Below are 20,300 nucleotides of genomic sequence, written 5' to 3'. Positions count from 1 at the left end.
TGCGGATTTCTGCAAGTTTATAAAAATCTTTGAGCAATTTGTCCCCATTTATTGGAAAAATTATCAACAAAACCAAGAAATTCCCGCACACATTATATATTTATACTGTTTTTCAAAACTCCAAAACGATATGCATATGAATGTCAACAATGGCAAGAACAGTGTTCTATCGAAGATGTGCTTCCTTCTCTTCGGTTTGGCACTGACAATCGGCTTGCAAGCTCAAACAACCATTAAAGGAAAAGTTACCGACAGCAAAGGGCTGCCTGTTCCGGGCGCTTCTGTCACCATCAAGAATTCCGGTGCAGGAACTGCCACAGGAACAGATGGTTTGTATCAGTTAATTGCCAATTTAAAAGCAGGAAAATACGATGTAGTCGTTTCTTCTGTAGGATTTAAATCGGCTGAAAAATCAATCACCGTTTCCAGTACTACGGGCAGTTTCAGTTTCGACGCGAGTTTGAAGGAAGATGCTACTGGTCTTGATGAAGTAGTAGTTACCGGTACTTCTCAGGGAACAACTAAAAAGCAATTGGGTAATTTCATTGGAACCGTGAAGGGAAGCCAGGTTAACAATGCGGGATCACCCAATGCCATTGCTTCTTTACAAGGTAAGGTACCAGGTGCTCAGATTACTCAGAACTCTGGTGATCCTGCAGGTGGTATGAGTGTTAAACTACGTGGTGTAAGCTCTATCTCAGGTTCTTCAGATCCTTTATACATCATTGATGGTGTAATCCTGAACAACTCTAATGCAAGAGTAACCAACGCACAAAGCGACTACGATACTTATGGAAGTGTGGGTCAGAATCGTATGGTAGATATTAACCCTAACGATATCGACAGAATTGAAGTATTGAATGGTGCTGCAGCTGCTGCTATTTATGGTAGCCGTGCCAATGCGGGTGTAATTCAGATCTTTACCAAGCGTGGATCTACCGGTGCTCCTAAAATTACATTCAGTTCAAAAGTAAATACCAACTCTTTAAGAAAGCGTTTGGTATTTAACAATGCGCCCACCAAGTTTGGCGGACCTACAGATGGACCAGGTGCATTAACGCAAGATATCATTACTGCTCCTTTCCAAACAACCACTACTCCTGTAACCCGTTACGATTATCAGGACGATATTTTCAGAACCGGATATGGTACTGACAACAACGTTTCTATTACAGGTGGTCAGGACAAAATGCGCTATTTCGCTTCTCTTAATTACAATACCAATCAGGGTATTATCAGAGGAACCGACAACACTCGTTTTGGATTCAGATTAAATTTAGACAACAAAGTAAACAACTGGTTCAGCTGGAATGCAGGTATCAACTATACCAACAACGCTACCAATGAAAAACCAGATGGTAATAGCTTCTTCTCTCCTATCAACTCAATGACCATCATTGGTAACTTCCACAATATCCGTGCAAGAGATGCCAATGGAAACTTATTGGCAGTGGGCGAAAGAGGCCGTGTGAATCCTTTAACCATTATCAACGACATCAAGCAGAGAAACGTTACCAACAGAACTGTTTCCAATGTTGGTTTTAAACTATTCCCTGTTAAAGGATTGGTGATAGACTATACAGCTGGTCTGGATAATATTGCACAGAACGGTACCACATTTATTCCTCCGTTCCCTTACAACGCCAGCCCCGGATTCTACGGTGGTGGTGCAACTTTAGATCCAACACAGAACGGTTATGCAAGTGCAGCCAGCTTTAACTCTACTTTCTTTAACCACGACTTAAACTTTACGTACACAACCAATATCACCAGCAAACTGGCTTCTGTAACTCAGTTTGGTTATTCTGAGCAGTACGAAAAAGCACAATACATTTTGGCACAGAGCCGTGGTTTGCTTCCTGGTATTTCTACCGCAACAGGCGGAAGTACTTTATTGCCTAACTCTGACGGAAGAAGCGAAAGAACCATCCGTGGTTTCTTCTTACAACAAAACTTCAAGTTCAACAATCAGTTGTTTGTAACTGTTGCCGGACGTGTGGACGGTTCTTCTGTATTCGATAAGAGCAACCGTAACTTCTTCTACCCTAAAGTAAGTGGTAACTACATTATTTCTGAAACAGATTTCTTTAAGAAATCTTCTTTAGCGAATGCGGTAGATGTATTTAAAATCCGTGCTGCTTACGGTGAAAGCGGAAACTTAACAGGTATTGGCGCATACGACCGTTTCAATATCTACAATATCTCTCCTTTCTTAGGAAGAACCAGTTTAACTTCTCCTTCTGCAACTATCAGCTCTAATTTAAAGCCTGAGCGTCAGAAAGAATTGGAAATTGGTACAGATATCGCTTTATTCGGAAACAGACTACAGTTTACTTTCAACTACTACAACAAGAAAGTGACAGACCTGTTGGTACCGAATATTACCAATGCACCAAGTTCCGGATTCCCTACTGCAACCAAGAACGTAGGTTCTTTAAGCAACAAAGGATTCGAAATCATGATTACAGCTGTTCCTGTTAAGAACAAGAACTTCAGCTGGGAAATCACTGGTAACTTTAACAAAAACAAAAACAGAATTGAAAACCTAGGTGTTCCTTTCATTTCATTTGCAGCTCCAACCGGTGCCGTATTTGCTTTGATTCCAGGATATGATGCACCCGTATTCTACTCTACTTTCTTTGCAAGAAATGCAAACGGAACAGAAGTAAAGAATGCAGCAGGTATTCCTGTAACTGCAAGAGGACCTATTGCAAACGGACAACCATTTGGTACCCCAACATTGGATCCTGCAACAGGACTACCTTTCACAAGCGGAGCTAATTCTACTATTTTACGTTCTGTATTAGGTTCTCCTAACCCAACTTACACTGCTACTTTAATCAACAGCTTCACATACAAAAAATGGACCTTTGGGTTCCAGTTAGATCGTGTAGCCGGTGTTGAAGTATTTAACGCAGACTTCAGAACAAGACAAGGTGTAGGTAACGGTAGTGAATTTGCACAAAGAGAACACAAGGGTGAAATTCCAAGAGGTTATATAAGTGGAGTTTACGGTATTGAAGAGTGGAGAGTTGAAGACGGATCTTTCACCAAATTGCGTGAACTATCTGTAGGTTATTCATTTGGACAAGTGAAGAATCTGTTCAGCAACCTTACTGTTACTTTAACCGGAAGAAACCTTATCTCATGGGATAACTACAGAGGGTACGATCCTGAAACCAACTCTACCGGCCAGAGCAGCTTGTTCAGAGGCGTAGATTTTGGTAACGTACCTATTCCAAAAACATTCCAATTTGGAGTTGTAGCTAATTTCTAACCCAACAAAAAAGTTATTATGAAAAAAATATTATTCATCATTTTATCCGGAGTAAGTCTGGTTGCTTGTAAGCAAGACTTTACCAATCCGGGTGCCATCTCAGATGTAGATGCATTTTCTACGCCCAGAGGATTATCGGGTGTAGCCGTAGGATTACAGAACGTTTACAGCAATGGTCGTTTAAGTCCATTGTACAATGGTGTTACTGCAGCAGGTTCTTTAACCAACGAGTTCAGATTAATGAACGCAGGTAATACCGACGAGTTTCAATTATTTCAAGGTGGCGCTGTTGTAGACAACCTGAACGGTATTGTAGGCAATATGTGGACCTGGAATAACAAGATCATTTATGATGCAGACAAAGTACTGGAAGGTGCCAATAAACTAGGCGACAAAAACTACGCTTCCGGTTTAATTGCCTATGCAAGTATTTACAAAGCAATGGCAATTGGTAACCTGGCAATGTTCTTTGAACAAATTCCTGCAGCACCAGGTACCCAAACTACACCTGCTGCTTTCCAAAGCAGAGTAGATGGATTCAGAAGAGCAGTAACCACTTTGCGTGCAGCACAAACTGCGTTGGGAGCCAATGCACCCAATGCCGCTTTCTTTGCGAATGTGCCAAGCAATATCACTACTGCCTATTTTAATAATACCATCAGTGCATTGATTGCCCGTTACAGTTTATTTGCAGGAGATTTTGCTGCTGCTATTACTGCAGCCAATGCGGTAGATTTAAGTTATAATGGAGCTGTTCTTGGTTTTGATGCGATTGTTACCAATCCAATCTTCACCACTGCAACTGCTACCAATAACGTATTCCAGATTCTGGATTCTACCCTTGGATTACCAACAGCATTAGCTCCTGATTTAAATGATCAGCGTATTGCTTTCTACACTGCAATCAATCCAACCATTCAGCCTCGTTACAGAATCAAAGGATTCTTTAGTGCAGCTACTCAGGCTGTTCCTTTGTACTTGCCAGACGAAATGCGCTTGATTAAAGCAGAAGCATATGTTAGACAAGCTTCTCCGGATTTAACTGCAGCGGTTACAGAAATTAATGCAGTAAGAACACAATTACCTTCGGCTGATGCATTTGGTGTAGGTGGCGGATTAGCTGCTTACTCCGGTACAGTTTCTGCACCTGCTTTGCTGGACGAAATTTATCGTCAGCGTTGCATTGAATTGTGCATGAGTGGTATGCGTTTAGAAGACAACAGAAGATTGGGTCGTCCTGCATCAGAACGTAAGAGAACTTTCTTCCCTTACCCAAGCAGAGAGCGAGATAATAATCCTAATACGCCAACCGATCCGGCTGGATAATAAAGAGTCTCACCCCCAAACAGTTGGTAAAAAGCCCCGTATCGAGTAATCGAACGGGGCTTTCCATTTTATGCAATATTTTAATCGAATGAGGAATTGAGCAGATTATTTCAGTTCAACTCTATTACAAATTCTATTGTTCCGCAATTTGTTTAAGCTGCTGCAAATGTTTTTCCATCAGGGTGCCCATGATTTTATCGTTCATCATAGAACCAAATCTTTCCCAGGGATACCAGCCAATTTGCTGAACAAACTGCCATTGAACAATGGCGGTGTTGGCTTCCGGCTTTCCAATTAAACGCATGGTACTAACCTGAAGCACCCCATCTGCTGCCTGCCAGTTGGCAACAATGGTAGAATCCGTTACAGCAGTTATGGTAACCGCCGTATTTCCTATTTGTGCGCTGGTGGATGATTGTATGGTAACAGAGGAATCCTTCATCCCTTCCATCCACAACGGCCATTGATGCATATCGGCCACCATGGGTTTTATTTTAACAATGCTGGCATTTACGTCTACAGCTCTGGATACCAGTACGGTAGAAGGGAACAAGAGCCCAATGGAAGTAACAATAATACCCAGCACTAAAAAACTAATCAAGCCCAGTTTTATCAATTTCATATTATTCCCATTTAAAGGTTTTAAAAGCAATGGCGTACACCACTACCATCCAGATACCCAATACACCCAGTTCAAATAAACAGTCCGACAATCCTGCACCTTCAAAAGCAATATTGCGCATGGCATTGTTGAAATGTGTTAAAGGCAATACCCTTGAAATGGGTTGCAACCAGGAAGGGAAATTATCTATTGAGAAAAAAGTACCTGCCAGTAAAAACTGTGGCAAAGTAATCAGGTTGGCAAAGGGGGGAATGGTACTCTCTGTTTTAGCCACACTACTCACAATAAATCCAAATCCCATAAATAAAAGCAGGGCAATAAAACTCAATACCATGATTTGAGCAAATGTTACCCAACCATTAACCAGTGTAAAATTAAAAACAAAATGGCCAATCAAAATAATAATGACTGCAGTAATCAATTGAAAGATAACACGACTTAATGCTTCTCCTAAAACAATATAAGGACGCTGAATGGGCGTTGCAAAAAACCGCTTCAACACCAGCTGTTGTCTTAAATTAAAAAACAAAAAAGCAACCCCGAAAACACCTGCACTCAACAAAGAGAAACCCAGCTGACCTGGTAAAATAAAATCGATGGTTCTGTATACCCTGCCCGGAATCTTTTTTACTTCCTTACTAATTGATGCAATAGTGGGAGCCGCAGGAAACTGACGTTGATTAATACCACTGATCACTGCATTGAGTATGGATTGCAGCACCTGCACATTTTGTGGATTGGCTGCTTCTGAACTGGTTAATTGAATGGTATAAGGGGGCTGTGTGGAATCAGCAGCAGCTTTAATATTCAGCAGGGCTGTTATCCTTCCCTTTTCTAAATCTTCCTGCAATGCAAGGCCCGTTTTAGGTGACACTTTAATTCCGGGAATATTTCTAAGCCCCTGATACACCGGATTAAGCGTATCAGATTTTGCTTCAAAAGCAATATTTACATTGATTTTGCCGCCGCTGCCAATAAAACCAAACACCAGAATAAAAATCAATGGAAAGGCAATGCTGAAAACCACGGAAGAAGGGCTTCTGAAAATCGCTCTCAAACTTCCTTTGGTAATGGCCATCATGGCCCTGAGTTGACTATACTCCTGCTTCATCCCGATTATTTAGCAGCAAAGCTATTGTATATTCACAAGAAAGGGCAATCTGGTCTGTGGCACACCTACCATCTGCTTCACTTGTTTTAATTCGCGGGTTACCTGCATTAAAGATGGATCAATCTGGTCGCTGATCAGGGATTGGGAAACCGATTTTTTATAGCCCCCCATAATTTGCTCAATCAGCGATTTCTTTTCGGGATATTCCTTCAGTTTTACATTATTCTTTTTAATGTCGGCCATACGGGCAGCACAATCAATGGCATCCTGTAACCCGCCTATTCGATCGGTCAACCCGATTTTCAGCGCTGTGGTACCCGTCCATACCCTACCTTGTGCAATACTGTCAATCGTTGAAACAGGACGCTTTCTTCCATTGGCAACCCTGTTTAGGAAGGTAGCATAAATGCTATCTACAGAAGCCTGCAAAAATCTTTTTTCATTTTCATTCAGGGGCTTACTGATATCTCCCATATCAGCATAAGGAGCTGTCTTTACACCGTCAAACGTAATACCCAGTTTATTCTTAAAGAAAGCCTGCATGTTCGGCACCACACTGAATACGCCAATGGAACCCGTTATGGTATTGGCATTGGCAAAAACACTATCTGCATTGCAGGCAATATAATATCCTCCGGATGCAGCCACATCACCCATACTCACAACCACCGGCTTTTCTTTTCTTATTAAGGATACTTCTCTCCAGATAACTTCGCTGGCCAAAGCACTGCCGCCACCGGAATTAATTCGGAATACCAGGGCCTTGATGGATTTGTCAAAACGAATTTTTCTTAGAATATTTTTATAATTATCACTCCCGATAGACTCATTGTCGCCCTGACCGGAAACAATATCTCCATTGGCATACACCAGGGCAACTTTACCCGAACCGGAAGGTTCAAAATCGGTAGCCTGAGCATAATCAGATAGGCTTACAAAATTGATTTTGCTCTTTAACTCCTGTTTTAATTTTTTGCTGATGGTGGCTTTAATTTCATCGTCGTATTTAAGGTCGTCTATCAATCCATATTTCTTGGCATCAGCAGGGGTCTGAATCATGCCCTTTACCGCCAGTTCTCTGAGAAAAGCGGTATCCTTTCCACGAGACATAGAAGTGGCCTGCAGCATTTGGTTGTACAATTCGCCCAACCATACACTGGTCTGTAACTTATTCGCTTCCGTCATCTGGGTTTCGCGAAGCGGTTCGGTGGCACTCTTGAACTTACCGGCATAAAAAATCTGAGGTTGAATATCCAGCTTGTCCAGCATACCTTTTAAAAAGAACAGATTAGACGAAAGACCGTTCCATTCCAAACCACCTTGCGGATTACAATAAATTTCATTGGCCGCACTGGCAACATAATATCCTTTCTGAGAAATGACTTCACCATGTGCAATTACAAATTTGCCGCTGTTTTTAAATTCAACAACTGCCTTTCGCAATTCTTCGCTGGCGGCAAAACCATTGGCATTATTGGCACAAAGAATATACATACCCTTAACAGCAGAATCTTTCTGGGCATGCTTCAGCATTTGTATAACCTGAAATAAAGATGGCGGTTCTTCTTCTCCTTCATTTATAATAGCCGAGAAGGGATCTTCTACAAATTGTTCCTTGTATGAAACCGATAAATCTAGCAATAAAACAGCTTTGGATCCAATCACGGGTTTATCGGAAGAAGCCGCAGCAGTGGCAATCCCAATTAAAATGAAGACGCCAATAATGGTAAATAAAATCAACGATACAAATGTGGCAAGAACAATTTTTAGAAATCCTCTCATAGAAGTTGGTTAACCTTTTAGCAAATAAAGATATTATTAAAGATATTTGATGCCCACTATACTACCAACTATGCAGAATGCCTATTTATTAATCGGCAGTAATTTAGGAAACAAAACAGAACAGCTGTCTACAGCCGTTCATTATATACAACAAGAATGCGGCCAGATTGTTAAACAGTCTGCTTTCTATGAAACCGCTCCCTGGGGCTATACCAATCAGCCTTCCTTTATTAATCAGGCTTTATGGATACAAACGGAACTGAATCCGGAAGAACTCATGCAAACCCTGCTGAAGATCGAAGCCAAAATGGGCAGAATCAGAACCGTAAAACTTGGCCCCCGCATTATAGACCTGGATATCTTGCAGATGGACCAGCTTGTAATGGAAACAGCCCTACTGCAAATTCCGCATCCGGCCATGACCGAAAGGCGCTTTGTCCTGGCTCCATTGGCTGAAATTGCTCCCGAACTATTGCATCCGGTATTGCAGAAAACAGCCACCGAATTGCTGCAAGTCTGCACCGACGATAGCGATGTGCAAAAAAAAATGGACTAAGCAGACTTGCGAAAACTAAATTTGCCCTTTAGGCGCAAATTCATGAAGCATCAATTTATTACGATAGAAGGGAATATAGGAGCAGGAAAAACCACATTGACCAATATACTGGCGCAGAAACTCAATGCCCGTATTATTCTGGAAGAATTTGCCGACAATCCGTTTCTGTCTAAATTTTATGATAATCCGGCCCAGTATGCTTTTCCGCTGGAATTGTTTTTTATGGCCGAACGATACAAACAATTGAAAGACCTGGTACATACCAAGGAACTATTTCAAACGGTAACCATTTCGGATTACCTGTTTACCAAATGCCTGCTGTTTGCGAAAGTGAATTTACCAGAGGAGGAATTCAGATTGTATCAGAAACTTTTCGACATTATTCACCAGCAACTCATGTTTCCGGATGTGTTGATTTACCTGCATGCACCGGTAAATAAATTGCAGCAGAATATTAAGAAGCGAAATCGGCCTTACGAACAGAGCATCCCCGATGAATACCTGTTCAATATTCAGGAAACCTATACGCATTATATAAAGCAGCACAATATCAAAACCATATTTGTAGATGCCAGCAATGCAGACTTCATCCACAACGAAGCACACGTGAATATTATCCTGGATGCATTGGAAAAAGATTTAGACCAGGGACAGCATTATTTTACACTACCCTAGACCAACCACCAGGAGAAACCCACACACAACCATCTCAATAAAATATGGCCAGCACCAACACACTCAAAAACCACCCTTCTTTTGCAGTGTTGCGCATTCGCGAATTCAGGCATTTATTAGCGGGTCGCTTTTTATTCATCATGGGACTCAGAATGCTGGGTACGGTAACGGGTTGGTGGATCTATGAACTAACCAATGATCCCTTTGCCATTGGGTTGATTGGACTTGCCGAAGTAATTCCTGCCGTTTCACTGGCACTATATGCGGGCTATGTAATAGATATCAGCGAGAAAAGAAAACTACTCTTAAGGGGGATTGGATTTTATTTTCTCTCTGCCCTTGTCCTGCTTTTACTGAGCACCCCATTTTCTTTAATAAAGCTGGGAGAAAACTGGATTGCTTTCTGCATTTACGGCATTATTTTTTGCACGGGCATTATCCGCGCTTTCACCGGCCCGCTCTTTGGCACCATGCTTGCGGCCATTGTTCCGAAAGAACAATTGCAAAGCGCCACTACCTGGAACCAGGGCATCTGGCTTTCTGCTTCTGTAACAGGTCATGCCACTGCCGGTTTTTTAATTGCAGGCATTGGCAATACCGGCGCACTCAGCATTATCATCAGTTTTGTGGCAACAGGATTTTTATTTCTATTTCAATTAAAAGCCAAACCTGCACTGAACAAAAAAGGAGAAAAAACAGGCTGGGAAAGTGTAAAGGAAGGGCTGAGCTTTGTGTTTAAAACCAAGGAAGTACTGGGCGCATTGTCACTGGATTTATTCGCTGTATTCTTTGGAGGTGCAGTAGCCATGGTACCCGTATTTGCCAGAGATATTCTGGCAGTGGGACCCATTGGATTTGGCTGGCTGAACGCAGCCACCGATATCGGCGCCATCTGTATTATTATTTGGTCTACCCTCTTCCCACTCAAAACCAATCAGGGTAAAATATTATTATGGGCCGTGGGTGGATTCGGGGCCTGCATTATTGTATTCGGCTTATCCAAATTGTTCTGGCTCTCTTTCTTTGCGCTTTTAATCAGTGGTATTCTGGATGGCATCAGTGTAATTATTCGCGGCACTATTGTGCAAATGAAAACACCGGATCATATGCGAGGCAGAGTAATGAGTGTGAATTCAATGTTCATTAACAGCAGCAACGAACTGGGACAATTCGAAAGTGGACTGGCTGCCAAAATCATGGGCGTTATTCCTTCTGTTATTTTCGGAGGATCCATGACCATACTGGTAGTAATCGCTACCTGGTTCAAAGCCCCTGCCCTACGCAAAATGAAATATTAAACCGGTTATTTAGCCACTACCATCAGGTTCTCCAGCACATAATACACGGCCGGACAAAAGCTGGAATTCTTAATCGTAATCAGGGGTCTCTTCAGCAATACATCTTCATCCGTATAAGGGAATCGGGCGCAATCAGAAGGCCGATGATCGTAGATACTGCAGAAATTATCAGAACCCAGAAAAGGACAGGGAGTAGACTTCACCACATAATCTCCTTCATTGTCCATTTGCAGGTATTGTTCTATGAAAGCTGTTTCCTTCATGCCCAACACTTTGCTGATTCTTTTAATATCAGGCATTTTAAAACGGGGTGAATAATTCTTGCAGCAATTGGCACATTCCAGACAATTGACTTTTTCAAATGCCGCTTCGTGCAAATCGGGTAAGGCTTTCAAAACCTTATTCTTATTGGCTTTTTTAAGGTATTGCTGGTAGTTTTTCTGGTGCTCAGCCGACTTTTTCTCCCAATTAATAAAAATATCTTCCACGGGTATGGGTTAAACATATTAAGAAATTAATCACAACGGTGTAAAATTAGGTCAATACCTCAACAAAGCAGTTAATTTCCTCTCTGAACTTTGTACCTTTGCGGCTCAAAAAAGACCCGTTTCTGTATGAATTTATTCCAGCAACAATCCACCGAATTTCAACGCAGACATATAGGACCCAATCCTGGTGATCTGAAAGCAATGTTGGCTACCATTAACGAACCGAATATTGAGTCGTTAATCAGCAAGACCGTACCCGATAGTATCCGCATTAAAGGCGACCTGAATGTGCCGCCTGCCATCAGCGAATTTGAGTACCTGAGCGAGTTGAAGAAAGTGGCTGCTAAAAATAAATTGTACAAAAACTTTATTGGACAAGGCTATTACGGCACCATCACCCCAAGTGTGATCCTGCGTAATATTTTTGAAAATCCAGGATGGTATACCCAGTACACTCCGTACCAGGCAGAAATTTCTCAGGGCCGTTTGGAAAGCTTATTGAATTTCCAGACCATGGTAGCAGACCTAACCGGATTGCCGATGGCCAATGCCTCTCTGTTAGACGAAGCCACAGCGGCTGCGGAAGCCATGGCGATGTTGTTCCACCTGGCCAATAAAACAGACAATATCACCAAACCAAAATTATTTGTAGACAACAATGTATTCCCACAAACCAAGCAGGTATTAATTACCCGCGCAGCTCCTATTCAGGTGGAACTGGTTTTTGGAGACTACAAAGCCACTACCATCGACGAAAGCTATTTTGGTGCGCTATTACAATACCCTGCAGACAACGGTTCTGTGGAAGACTACAAAGGATTCATTGACGGCGTTCACGCAGCCAATGCCTACGTAATTATGGCAACTGACTTGCTTGCTTTAACGGTTTTAACTTCTCCGGGTGAACTGGGTGCAGACGTTGCCGTAGGTTCAGCACAGCGTTTTGGTGTTCCCATGGGATATGGCGGACCGCACGCAGCTTTCTTTGCCACCAGCGACGATTTTAAAAGAGGCATGCCAGGCCGATTGATTGGCGTGAGCATTGATGCACAGGGCAACCGGGCATTGAGAATGGCATTGCAAACCAGAGAGCAGCATATCAAGCGCGAAAAAGCAACTTCCAATATTTGTACGGCTCAGGCATTGCTGGCGAATATGTCTGCCATGTATGCTGTGTTCCATGGTCCTCAGGGATTAAAGAACATTGCAGGCAGAGTACATGCATTGGCACAAACAGCTGCAAAAGCTTTGACTGCATTGGGTCTGCAACAAAACAACGCTAACTATTTTGATACCTTACATATCAGTGGAGTGGATGCAACTGCTGTAAAAGCAGCTGCGGAGAAAGCGGAAATTAACCTTCGCTATTTTGCCAATGGCACCATCGGTATTGCCATTGACGAAACCACTACCCTTGCAGATGTACAGGCATTGGTAAAACTATTTGAAGGCATAACGGGTAAATCTGCAGGTACCATTGCACCAGCAGAAAATGCCCTTGCTATTCCCGCTTCTTTACAAAGAACCAGTGCTTACTTAACGCATCCGGTATTCAATACCCATCACAGCGAAAGCCAGATGATGCGTTACATCAAGTCTTTGGAAAACAAAGACCTTTCTTTGAATACCAGCATGATTAGTTTAGGATCCTGCACCATGAAACTGAATGCAGCAACGGAAATGATTCCGGTAAGCTGGCCGGAGTTCGGTGGATTGCATCCTTTTGTACCGGTAAACCAAACCGAAGGATACCAGCAGATTTTAACGGAACTGAATCAATACCTATGTGCAGTTACCGGCTTCACCGCTTGTAGCCTGCAACCCAACAGTGGTGCACAGGGCGAGTATGCAGGATTGTTAACCATCAGAGAATACCACAAGAGCAGAAACGAAGCACACAGAAATATTGTATTGATTCCGATTAGTGCACACGGCACCAACCCCGCAAGTGCAGTAATGGCGGGCTTTAAAGTAGTAGTGGTAAAATGTGATGAAGCCGGAAATATTGATGTGGCTGATTTAAAAGCAAAAGCAGAACAACACAAAGACAATCTAGGTGGATTGATGGTAACCTATCCATCTACCCACGGTGTGTTTGAAGAAACCATCAAGGAAATCTGTGCCATCATTCACGAGAACGGTGGATTGGTGTACATGGATGGAGCCAATATGAATGCACAGGTAGGTTTAACCAGCCCGGGCATGATTGGTGCGGATGTATGTCACCTGAACTTACACAAGACTTTCGCTATCCCACACGGTGGTGGAGGCCCTGGCATGGGACCCATTTGTGTAAACGACAAACTCGCTCCTTTCCTACCAGGACATTTATCAGGATACGAGAAAACTGGATTAGAAGTAAGTGCGGCACCCTTTGGTTCGGCCAGCATTTTACTAATCAGCTATGCATACATTAAAATGCTGGGAGCAGATGGTATCAGAATGAGTACAGAGTACGCCATCCTGAATGCCAACTACATGAAGGCTAGATTAGAGAAGTATTACCCCATTCTATACACCGGTAAAAACGGAACTTGTGCACACGAATTCATTGTAGACCTGAGACCATTCAAACAGTCTGCGGGTGTAGAAGCAGAAGACATAGCCAAGCGTTTGATTGACTATGGGTTCCACGCACCTACCATGAGTTTCCCTGTAGCAGGAACCATTATGATTGAACCAACAGAAAGTGAAGACAAGGCAGAACTAGATCGATTCTGTGATGCATTGATTGCCATTCACGGTGAAATCAAAGACATAGAAAACGGCAAAGCAGATAAGGCCAATAATCCATTAAAGAATGCACCACATACACAAGCTGTAGTATGTGCAGACGAGTGGACCCGTCCTTACACCAGACAGGAAGCAGCTTTCCCATTGTATTATGTAACCCTGAACAAGTTCTGGCCAAGTGTGGCAAGGGTAAACAATACACACGGAGACAGAAATTTAATCTGTACCTGTGAACCTGTTTCTTCTTATGCAGAAGAAAATGCCTAATAAAAACGCAAGCCCCAATTAATTTGAGGTCTGCGCAACAGTCTATAATGAGTGAGCGCTCCGGTTTTTATCGGGGCGCTTTTTTTTAAGCAGGTGGATCAATTCATTTTTATCCTTCAAAGATTTTTCCAGCAATACAATGCGCTCCTGCAATAGTTGCACTATTTCCAATTCAGGATCTTCTTCTGTAGAGTAAGGAAATGCATGCCGCAGCATTCTCCCCTTTCCGGTCAGCAGCCAGTGAATATTCAGCTCGGGAAAACAGGCCTGAATTTTCAACAACACTTCTGACCCCATGGTTCCCTTGCCTCTTTTTTGCTTACCCAGATAGCCATTGCTCAGGTCGCAGGCATGTTCAAACGCATAAGCACTGATATTCTGGTGTTCCAGGTATTGATAGAGCCGATCCAATAAACGCATAAGCTATTTTTAGTAGCAAAATAGCCGACAAAAAAAATTCAAAAGTGTAGGTATTTACGCAGGAAATGAAGTGAAATAACGGAATGAAGCAGGAATGGACATACCAACTACTTGTGATTTTTTAATAAGAAGGATTTGGTAAAAATGTGAAATTGCCTATCAACCTTAATTTTAAGTAAACAACCATAACCAAATGATTGACAGGCAATTAAATAAAGTTATTGGATATTAAAAACGAAGCCGTTTTACAATTGCTTTCAGAAAAGGGTATAGATTACTATGCTGAAAATTCAGAAAATAGATAGAACTTAGAAGTTGAATTGTTTTAAGATTACGTTCCACCCCCCCTACTATCCGTACTTAAAACGAAACGAATTGCATTTTATTTTCTGAACTTAAAAAAAAAGATATGTCTCGTTTATTAACAGGCATTGTTTTGGTAGGATTAGGGCTGTTCACCAGCTGTGCCGGCGGAAAAAGCAGCAGCAGCTCTAAAGGCTATTTAAAAAGCAGCACACCACAGAACAACCCTGCAGCAAACAATTCATATGCTCCGCCCAGCAATGCAGCGTCTATTGACAAAAGTCAGTACGTTCCTTTCTCACGCGAATTGCAAATGAAACTCATGGCCTACAATGTAGACGTGAAGAGAGTTCAATTTTACATTGACCAGAAACTGGTTCTAACCCGCGCACTGGACAGTGCCAAGGCAGAAGTGGCTTCGGGCAGTGTTCGTTTCATTAATGGCAAACTCATCAACGAAATCATTATCCCTGCGTACACACCCGGCATCATTGAATCTGCCGATTTAAATGGTCTGCGCGTAAGTTTCGAAAACGGAAACAGCTTCTTGTTTGTACCAGCCGAAGGCGAAGACAAGTTTGTAGTAGCAGGGAATAACTGGGACAACGGAACCGTAGAAGTTCCCTATGATAAAAATATTTACAGAGCCGCTGCTGCCGTAACCAATGGCAGTGTAGCCGATGTGAAGCTGGTGGTTAAACTCACCGATGTTACCAAGAGTGACAAGAAAACCCGTACCCTACAAGGCAGAAAGTTGGGTTTATAAGACTTTCAACAAATTTAATCCTTGCCTTACATCAAGCACCCTTCGGGGTGCTTGTTTGTTTATAGCCATCCCAAAGGTTTGGGAACAAAGTTTGATTGATTAAGGCTTTTTAAAATCGAATAAAGTGGCGGTGAAAATAGCCCGCTCTCTTTTCTTAAAGATCACGTCCCAGTTGCCTTTGTAGCGAAGGGTTTTGGGTACAATGATATTATTGCCCAGGTTCACCATTTCCACTTCCATGCTCACATCGAAATCGTAGACACCTGCCTTATAACTCAGGGCATAATTGCGTCCCATTACATTCATGGTTTTCATGTTGAACCAGGTAACCATCTGGTCTACCACAATTCGGTCGTTCTTGAAAAAACCCAAATCGTCTTTGGGCGTAATGGAAAATACATAGCAGAGTTCGCCCTTGTACTCTTCAATGTCTAAGCGGTATTGATAATATTTGTGCGCAGATTCATCGTACAAATCCAGCTTGTCCCCAATAAAGGGTATGCCGGAAATTTTCTTACCCGGATTAAAGAACAACATTTTCAATTGCTCTTTGTGTTTCTCAATTCCCTTTTTACCACCCTTACCCTTGCGCTGACCACCAACAATATTGGTTTCACCGCAAATGGTTCCCTTGGTAAAAAACAAACTGGCATAGAGTTCAGGTGTGGTATAATTGTAATCACCATCACGATCATAAAAGTCGCCGGTTACGGTTTCCTCCAGTACATCCATAGTGCGGCATTTGCCGTCGTGATTCTGACGGGTTTTACTTTGCATGGAAGCCACTACTTTTCCTTTTTTATCCGTCATCTGGATATTGTTGTAACTGCTGAAACCCAGGATGCGCAAGGTTTTGAAAGCTTTGTAGAAACTGGTATCGGCCTTGATGCGTTCGAGCAACATTTTATAGTCGAGATTATTGCGCACTACTACTTCCGAAAGCGTAAACCGCTTCTCGTCGATGATCATGGTGCTGTCCTGCGCCTGTATCCGCTTAAAAGACAATAGACAAAACAGAAGCGTCACAACAGCGCAACGACGACGCACAAGCCCCCAATTCATTAAGGATGCATGCCTCATTTGGCAAAACTCATTTTGTAATCCACTTTAATTTTACCCTTGCTGATATCGTTCAGCTTGCTCTGCAACATTTTCTTGCGCAATGGCTTCAGGTAATCAATGAAGAGTTTTCCTTCAATATGGTCGTATTCGTGCAGAATAACACGGGCAGTAATGCCGGAGAAAGTAGAACGAAACTGCTTGAAGTTTTCGTCGTAATACGTCATGGTAACCGATTCACCACGCATGATGTCTTCGCGGATTTTAGGAATGCTTAAGCAACCTTCGTTGTAGGCCCACTCTTCGCCATGAATGGCTTCAACCTGCGCATTAATAAATACTTTCTTAATGCCTGGCGCATCATTGTATTTCCCTTTTTCGTCTTCTTCCAGGTTTTCGAAAATCTGTTCAGAATCCACCACAAACAAACGGATATCCCGGTTAATCTGAGGCGCGGCCAATCCCACCCCGTTACTGGAATACATGGTTTCCCACATGTCTTCAATTAGTTTAGACAATTCGGGATAATCTGCAGAAATGGGTTGAGCTATTTTTCGCAACACCGGCGCACCATACGCTACAATAGGAAGAATCATAGAAAAAATTACATTAGATAGCTGCAAAAGTACCCCTAAAGCCCGAACCCACAAAGCATCGGCAGACCATTAACGGTTTTGCAGGTATTCCTGCAATAAAATGGTAGCGGCAATCTGATCAATATTGCCTTTTTCGCGACGGTCTTTTTTCTTCATACCCATATCTATCATGGCTCTCACGGCCATTTTGGAACTATAGCGTTCATCCACGGTCTGTAACGGAATGGAGGGAAAAGTTTTTGTTAAAAGTTTAATCGCCTGCTGCACCAACGGGGTAGCATGGGTGGGGCTATCGTCTAAGTTCAGGGGCTCTCCTATCAGGATCAATTCTACCGGCTCGGTAGCCATATAGTTTTTTAAAAAAGGAATCAGTTCCTTGGTAGGAATGGTGGTTAAAGCCGTGGCAATAATCTGCAAGGGATCGGTCACCGCAAGTCCGGTGCGCTTTCCGCCGTAATCAATACAAAGAATTCTTGCCATCAAAAGTTTATTAATATAAATGGATTAGAACCACCAACAATACAAGCCCAACTCCTACCATCCGTATTGTAAGAACAAAGCCGAGATGACGAAGATAGCAAATACCACAGAAGCAATTCCGTTAGCAGTCATAAAAGCCAGGTTCACTTTGCTTAAATCGTTTGGCTTCACCAGGCTCTGCTGATAAATCAACATGCCCACAAAAAAACCAAGACCTGCAAAATACACAATATGAAAACCACCATAGACACCCGCGACCGTAACACAGGCCGCACTACCAATATGCAGTATGCGAGACACCATTAATGCGTTGGCTTTCCCCAATGCAGCGGGAATAGAATTCAGTTGATGGGCTTTATCAAAGTCTGCATCCTGCAAAGCATAAATAATATCGAACCCACTTACCCAGAAAATCACAGCAAAGGAAAAAAGTAGCGGCAACAAGGCAAAACTGCCCGTAACCGCGAGGTAGGCCCCAATGGGCGCCAGTGATAATCCCACCCCTAAAACCAAATGACACAAAGCCGTAAAACGTTTGGTATAGCTATAAAACAAGACCACAAACAAAGCCACAAAAGACAGATAAAAACAAAGCGGATTAATAAACCAGGTGGCCATCACAAAGACAATGCTATTCCCGATTACAAAACGCAAAGCCGATTCTGCAGACAAAATACCAGCAGGAATTTCACGGATGGCTGTGCGCGGATTTAATGCATCAAAATGACGATCTAGATAGCGGTTAAAAGCCATGGCCGCATTGCGTGCAGTAACCATACAAACCAGTACCAACGCAAATTTCTGCAACAAAATGGGCGACAACAAACCAGACATGGTTCCAGGCATAATTACACATTCACCTGAAGCAGAAGCCTGCGGTATGGCCAGAAAAAAACCAATGAATGCAAAAGGCATTGCAAAAATGGTATGCGAAAATTTAACGAGACTGAGGTAATTTTTTATCGGCTTCAATACAAAGTATTTAATACATCATCAAAAAGGGCACCACAAAAATCAGGGTTGATGGAAAACGGTTCTCTCTGTCAACGCCCATAATATAATGCCTGCCGCCACTGAAATGTTCAGCGAATGCTTGGAACCCAGTTGCGGAATTTCGATACAACCATCGCAGATATCGAGCACTTCATCGGAAACACCTTCCACTTCATTCCCCATTACAATGGCCATTTTATCATGGCCCGGATTAAACTCGTGCAGGAACACTGACCCTTCGGCCTGTTCAATGGCATAGACTTTATAGCCATTGGCCTGAAGGGATTGAACCGCTTCCACAGTGGTTTCGGCATATTCCCAGGCAACGGTTTCCGTGGCACCCAGGGCTGTTTTGTGAATATCCCTGTGCGGCGGACGGGGCGTATAGCCACAAAGCACCATTTTCTCAATTAAGAATGCATCGGCCGAACGAAAGACCGAGCCCACATTGTGCATGCTGCGAATATTATCGAGCACCACTACCAGCGGCGTCTTATCGGCTTGCTTAAAATCTTCTACCGATTTACGCCCTAATTCCTGCATAGACCATTTGCGCATGCGGCAAAGGTACTACTCATCCACTCATAAATTCCTTGCCCGTTTGTTAGAGAAAAAAACTACATTAACAGACTCGAATTAAACAAAATCATATGAGAAAATTTGTAAAGCATTCCCTGCTCATGGCAATGGCCGCCCCTATTATGGCATTTGCGCAAACAGGGTCTCAGAATGAGCCTGTAGATCAGGCCATCATCAACCGCATCCGCAAAGAAGGACTGGAGAATTCCAAAGTAATGGACATTGTCTTTAACCTGACCGATATGAGTGGCCCTCGTTTGGCCAATTCACCCGGTTATAATCGCGCAGCCAACTATGCCATCAATACCCTGAAGGGATGGGGCGTAGAAAAAGCAGAGCTGGATGCATGGGGAGAATTTGGAAAGGGATGGGAACTGGAGAAATCCTATATGGCCATGACCGCCCCCTATTACAAACCCATCATGATTTATCCCAAGACATGGACTGCAGGCAATAAAAAATTGCAGACTGCAGAAGTATTGGTGATCAGCGCCAAAGACAGCACCGAATTACAGAAATATGCAGGCCAGCTAAAAGGAAAAGTGATCATGCTGGATCAGCTAACCAATTACAAGCATAGCTTTAAAGCAGATGCAGTAAGATATACAGAGGAAGAACTGGCTAAAATGGAAGCTGCAACCCTGGCACCGGCAAGACCCGTAGATACCGCGGCACAAAGAAGACAAATGCAGGCCATGAACGCACAACGCGGAGGTGGCGCAGCCCGTACCATGGCCATCTTAAAAGAGATGGCGAAGGCAGAAGGTGCAGTAGCCATGCTAAGCAGCGGAGGCGCCAGAAGCCATGACGGTACCGTGTTTGCACAAGGTGGTGGTGCGTATCAGGGCACGGCTCCTGAAAACTTTTTAGACATTGCTCTTGGCCTGGAAGATTTCAACAGTTTATTACGTATTGCCAAAACAGGCACTCCGCTAAAACTGGATGTAGAAGTAAAACAAAATTCCATAC

Annotated in this window: 17 protein-coding genes and 1 pseudogene; 8 read left to right on the top strand and 10 right to left on the bottom strand. The window is 42.9% G+C overall.

What is annotated here, in order from left to right:
* Positions 1 to 136 precede the first annotated feature (136 nt).
* Both P767_RS15515 and P767_RS0102940 read left to right on the top strand, forming a co-directional pair.
* A complete protein-coding gene (locus tag P767_RS15515; protein ID WP_037352173.1) occupies positions 137 to 3,277 on the top strand; it encodes a SusC/RagA family TonB-linked outer membrane protein in 3,141 nt (1,046 codons plus the stop codon).
* Between the two features lie 18 nt (positions 3,278 to 3,295).
* Positions 3,296 to 4,603 (top strand): RagB/SusD family nutrient uptake outer membrane protein, encoded by a 1,308-nt coding sequence (locus P767_RS0102940; protein ID WP_026763343.1) that lies wholly within the window; start codon positions 3,296 to 3,298, stop codon positions 4,601 to 4,603.
* Between the two features lie 133 nt (positions 4,604 to 4,736).
* Here P767_RS0102940 and P767_RS0102935 read toward each other — a convergent pair whose 3' ends face one another.
* The 3 genes from P767_RS0102935 to sppA are packed head-to-tail and all read right to left on the bottom strand — an operon-like array spanning position 4,737 to position 8,118.
* Positions 4,737 to 5,225, bottom strand: coding sequence for an SRPBCC family protein (locus P767_RS0102935; protein ID WP_026763342.1), 489 nt, complete (start codon positions 5,223 to 5,225; stop codon positions 4,737 to 4,739).
* A gap of 1 nt (position 5,226) precedes the next feature.
* A complete protein-coding gene (locus P767_RS0102930) occupies positions 5,227 to 6,336 on the bottom strand; it encodes an ABC transporter permease (RefSeq protein ID WP_026763341.1) in 1,110 nt (369 codons plus the stop codon).
* A 21-nt stretch (positions 6,337 to 6,357) separates the two neighbouring features.
* On the bottom strand, positions 6,358 to 8,118 hold the full coding sequence (gene sppA, locus P767_RS0102925; protein WP_026763340.1) for a signal peptide peptidase SppA: 1,761 nt from the start codon (positions 8,116 to 8,118) through the stop codon (positions 6,358 to 6,360).
* Between the two features lie 49 nt (positions 8,119 to 8,167).
* Between sppA and folK the strand changes: the two genes are divergently transcribed.
* The 3 genes from folK to P767_RS0102910 are packed head-to-tail and all read left to right on the top strand — an operon-like array spanning position 8,168 to position 10,647.
* On the top strand, positions 8,168 to 8,674 hold the full coding sequence (folK, locus tag P767_RS0102920; RefSeq protein WP_245586817.1) for a 2-amino-4-hydroxy-6-hydroxymethyldihydropteridine diphosphokinase: 507 nt from the start codon (positions 8,168 to 8,170) through the stop codon (positions 8,672 to 8,674).
* 42 nt (positions 8,675 to 8,716) lie between these two features.
* Positions 8,717 to 9,349 carry a deoxynucleoside kinase gene (locus tag P767_RS0102915; protein ID WP_026763338.1) on the top strand — a complete coding sequence of 211 codons (633 nt, stop codon included), beginning with the start codon at positions 8,717 to 8,719 and terminating at the stop codon, positions 9,347 to 9,349.
* Between the two features lie 44 nt (positions 9,350 to 9,393).
* Positions 9,394 to 10,647, top strand: a complete 1,254-nt coding sequence (locus P767_RS0102910) for an MFS transporter (RefSeq protein ID WP_051417034.1) — start codon at positions 9,394 to 9,396, stop codon at positions 10,645 to 10,647.
* A gap of 5 nt (positions 10,648 to 10,652) precedes the next feature.
* Here the strand turns inward: P767_RS0102910 and P767_RS0102905 are convergent, their stop codons facing one another.
* The gene (locus tag P767_RS0102905; protein WP_026763336.1) at positions 10,653 to 11,135 is read right to left on the bottom strand and encodes a YkgJ family cysteine cluster protein; all 483 of its coding nucleotides are present in this window, start codon (positions 11,133 to 11,135) and stop codon (positions 10,653 to 10,655) included.
* A gap of 126 nt (positions 11,136 to 11,261) precedes the next feature.
* On the opposite strand from P767_RS0102905, the gene gcvP reads away from it, so the two are divergent.
* Positions 11,262 to 14,135: an aminomethyl-transferring glycine dehydrogenase gene (gene gcvP / locus P767_RS0102900; protein ID WP_026763335.1), complete on the top strand. Its 2,874-nt coding sequence runs from the start codon at positions 11,262 to 11,264 to the stop codon at positions 14,133 to 14,135.
* 42 nt (positions 14,136 to 14,177) lie between these two features.
* Here the strand turns inward: gcvP and P767_RS17430 are convergent, their stop codons facing one another.
* Positions 14,178 to 14,555, bottom strand: coding sequence for a hypothetical protein (locus tag P767_RS17430; protein ID WP_026763334.1), 378 nt, complete (start codon positions 14,553 to 14,555; stop codon positions 14,178 to 14,180).
* 409 nt (positions 14,556 to 14,964) lie between these two features.
* Here P767_RS17430 and P767_RS0102890 point away from each other — a divergent pair, with 409 nt between their 5' ends.
* A complete protein-coding gene (locus P767_RS0102890; protein ID WP_026763333.1) occupies positions 14,965 to 15,624 on the top strand; it encodes a hypothetical protein in 660 nt (219 codons plus the stop codon).
* 99 nt (positions 15,625 to 15,723) lie between these two features.
* Here the strand turns inward: P767_RS0102890 and P767_RS0102885 are convergent, their stop codons facing one another.
* The 5 genes from P767_RS0102885 to P767_RS0102865 form a co-directional block, all read right to left on the bottom strand.
* Complete coding sequence (locus tag P767_RS0102885) at positions 15,724 to 16,704, bottom strand: hypothetical protein (RefSeq protein WP_245586816.1); 981 nt, start codon at positions 16,702 to 16,704, stop codon at positions 15,724 to 15,726.
* Positions 16,701 to 17,279 carry a peptide deformylase gene (gene def, locus P767_RS0102880; RefSeq protein ID WP_026763331.1) on the bottom strand — a complete coding sequence of 193 codons (579 nt, stop codon included), beginning with the start codon at positions 17,277 to 17,279 and terminating at the stop codon, positions 16,701 to 16,703. The genes P767_RS0102885 and def overlap by 4 nt, the downstream gene beginning before the upstream one ends.
* A gap of 69 nt (positions 17,280 to 17,348) precedes the next feature.
* Positions 17,349 to 17,759, bottom strand: a complete 411-nt coding sequence (gene ruvX, locus P767_RS0102875; protein WP_026763330.1) for a Holliday junction resolvase RuvX — start codon at positions 17,757 to 17,759, stop codon at positions 17,349 to 17,351.
* A gap of 54 nt (positions 17,760 to 17,813) precedes the next feature.
* Positions 17,814 to 18,731, bottom strand: a complete 918-nt coding sequence (locus P767_RS0102870) for a UbiA-like polyprenyltransferase (protein WP_216593191.1) — start codon at positions 18,729 to 18,731, stop codon at positions 17,814 to 17,816.
* 42 nt (positions 18,732 to 18,773) lie between these two features.
* Entirely contained in the window at positions 18,774 to 19,310 is a 537-nt protein-coding gene (locus P767_RS0102865; protein WP_026763328.1) for an RNA methyltransferase, read from the bottom strand.
* Between the two features lie 92 nt (positions 19,311 to 19,402).
* Between P767_RS0102865 and P767_RS18610 the strand changes: the two are divergent.
* Positions 19,403 to 20,300: pseudogene (locus tag P767_RS18610) on the top strand (hypothetical protein); the annotation flags it as partial.

This window comes from Sediminibacterium salmoneum NBRC 103935 (genome assembly GCF_000511175.1).
In the GTDB taxonomy this organism is placed as follows: domain Bacteria; phylum Bacteroidota; class Bacteroidia; order Chitinophagales; family Chitinophagaceae; genus Sediminibacterium; species Sediminibacterium salmoneum.
Note: the sequence above shows the minus strand (reverse complement) of the source record. Positions and strands in the feature narration are given on the sequence as shown.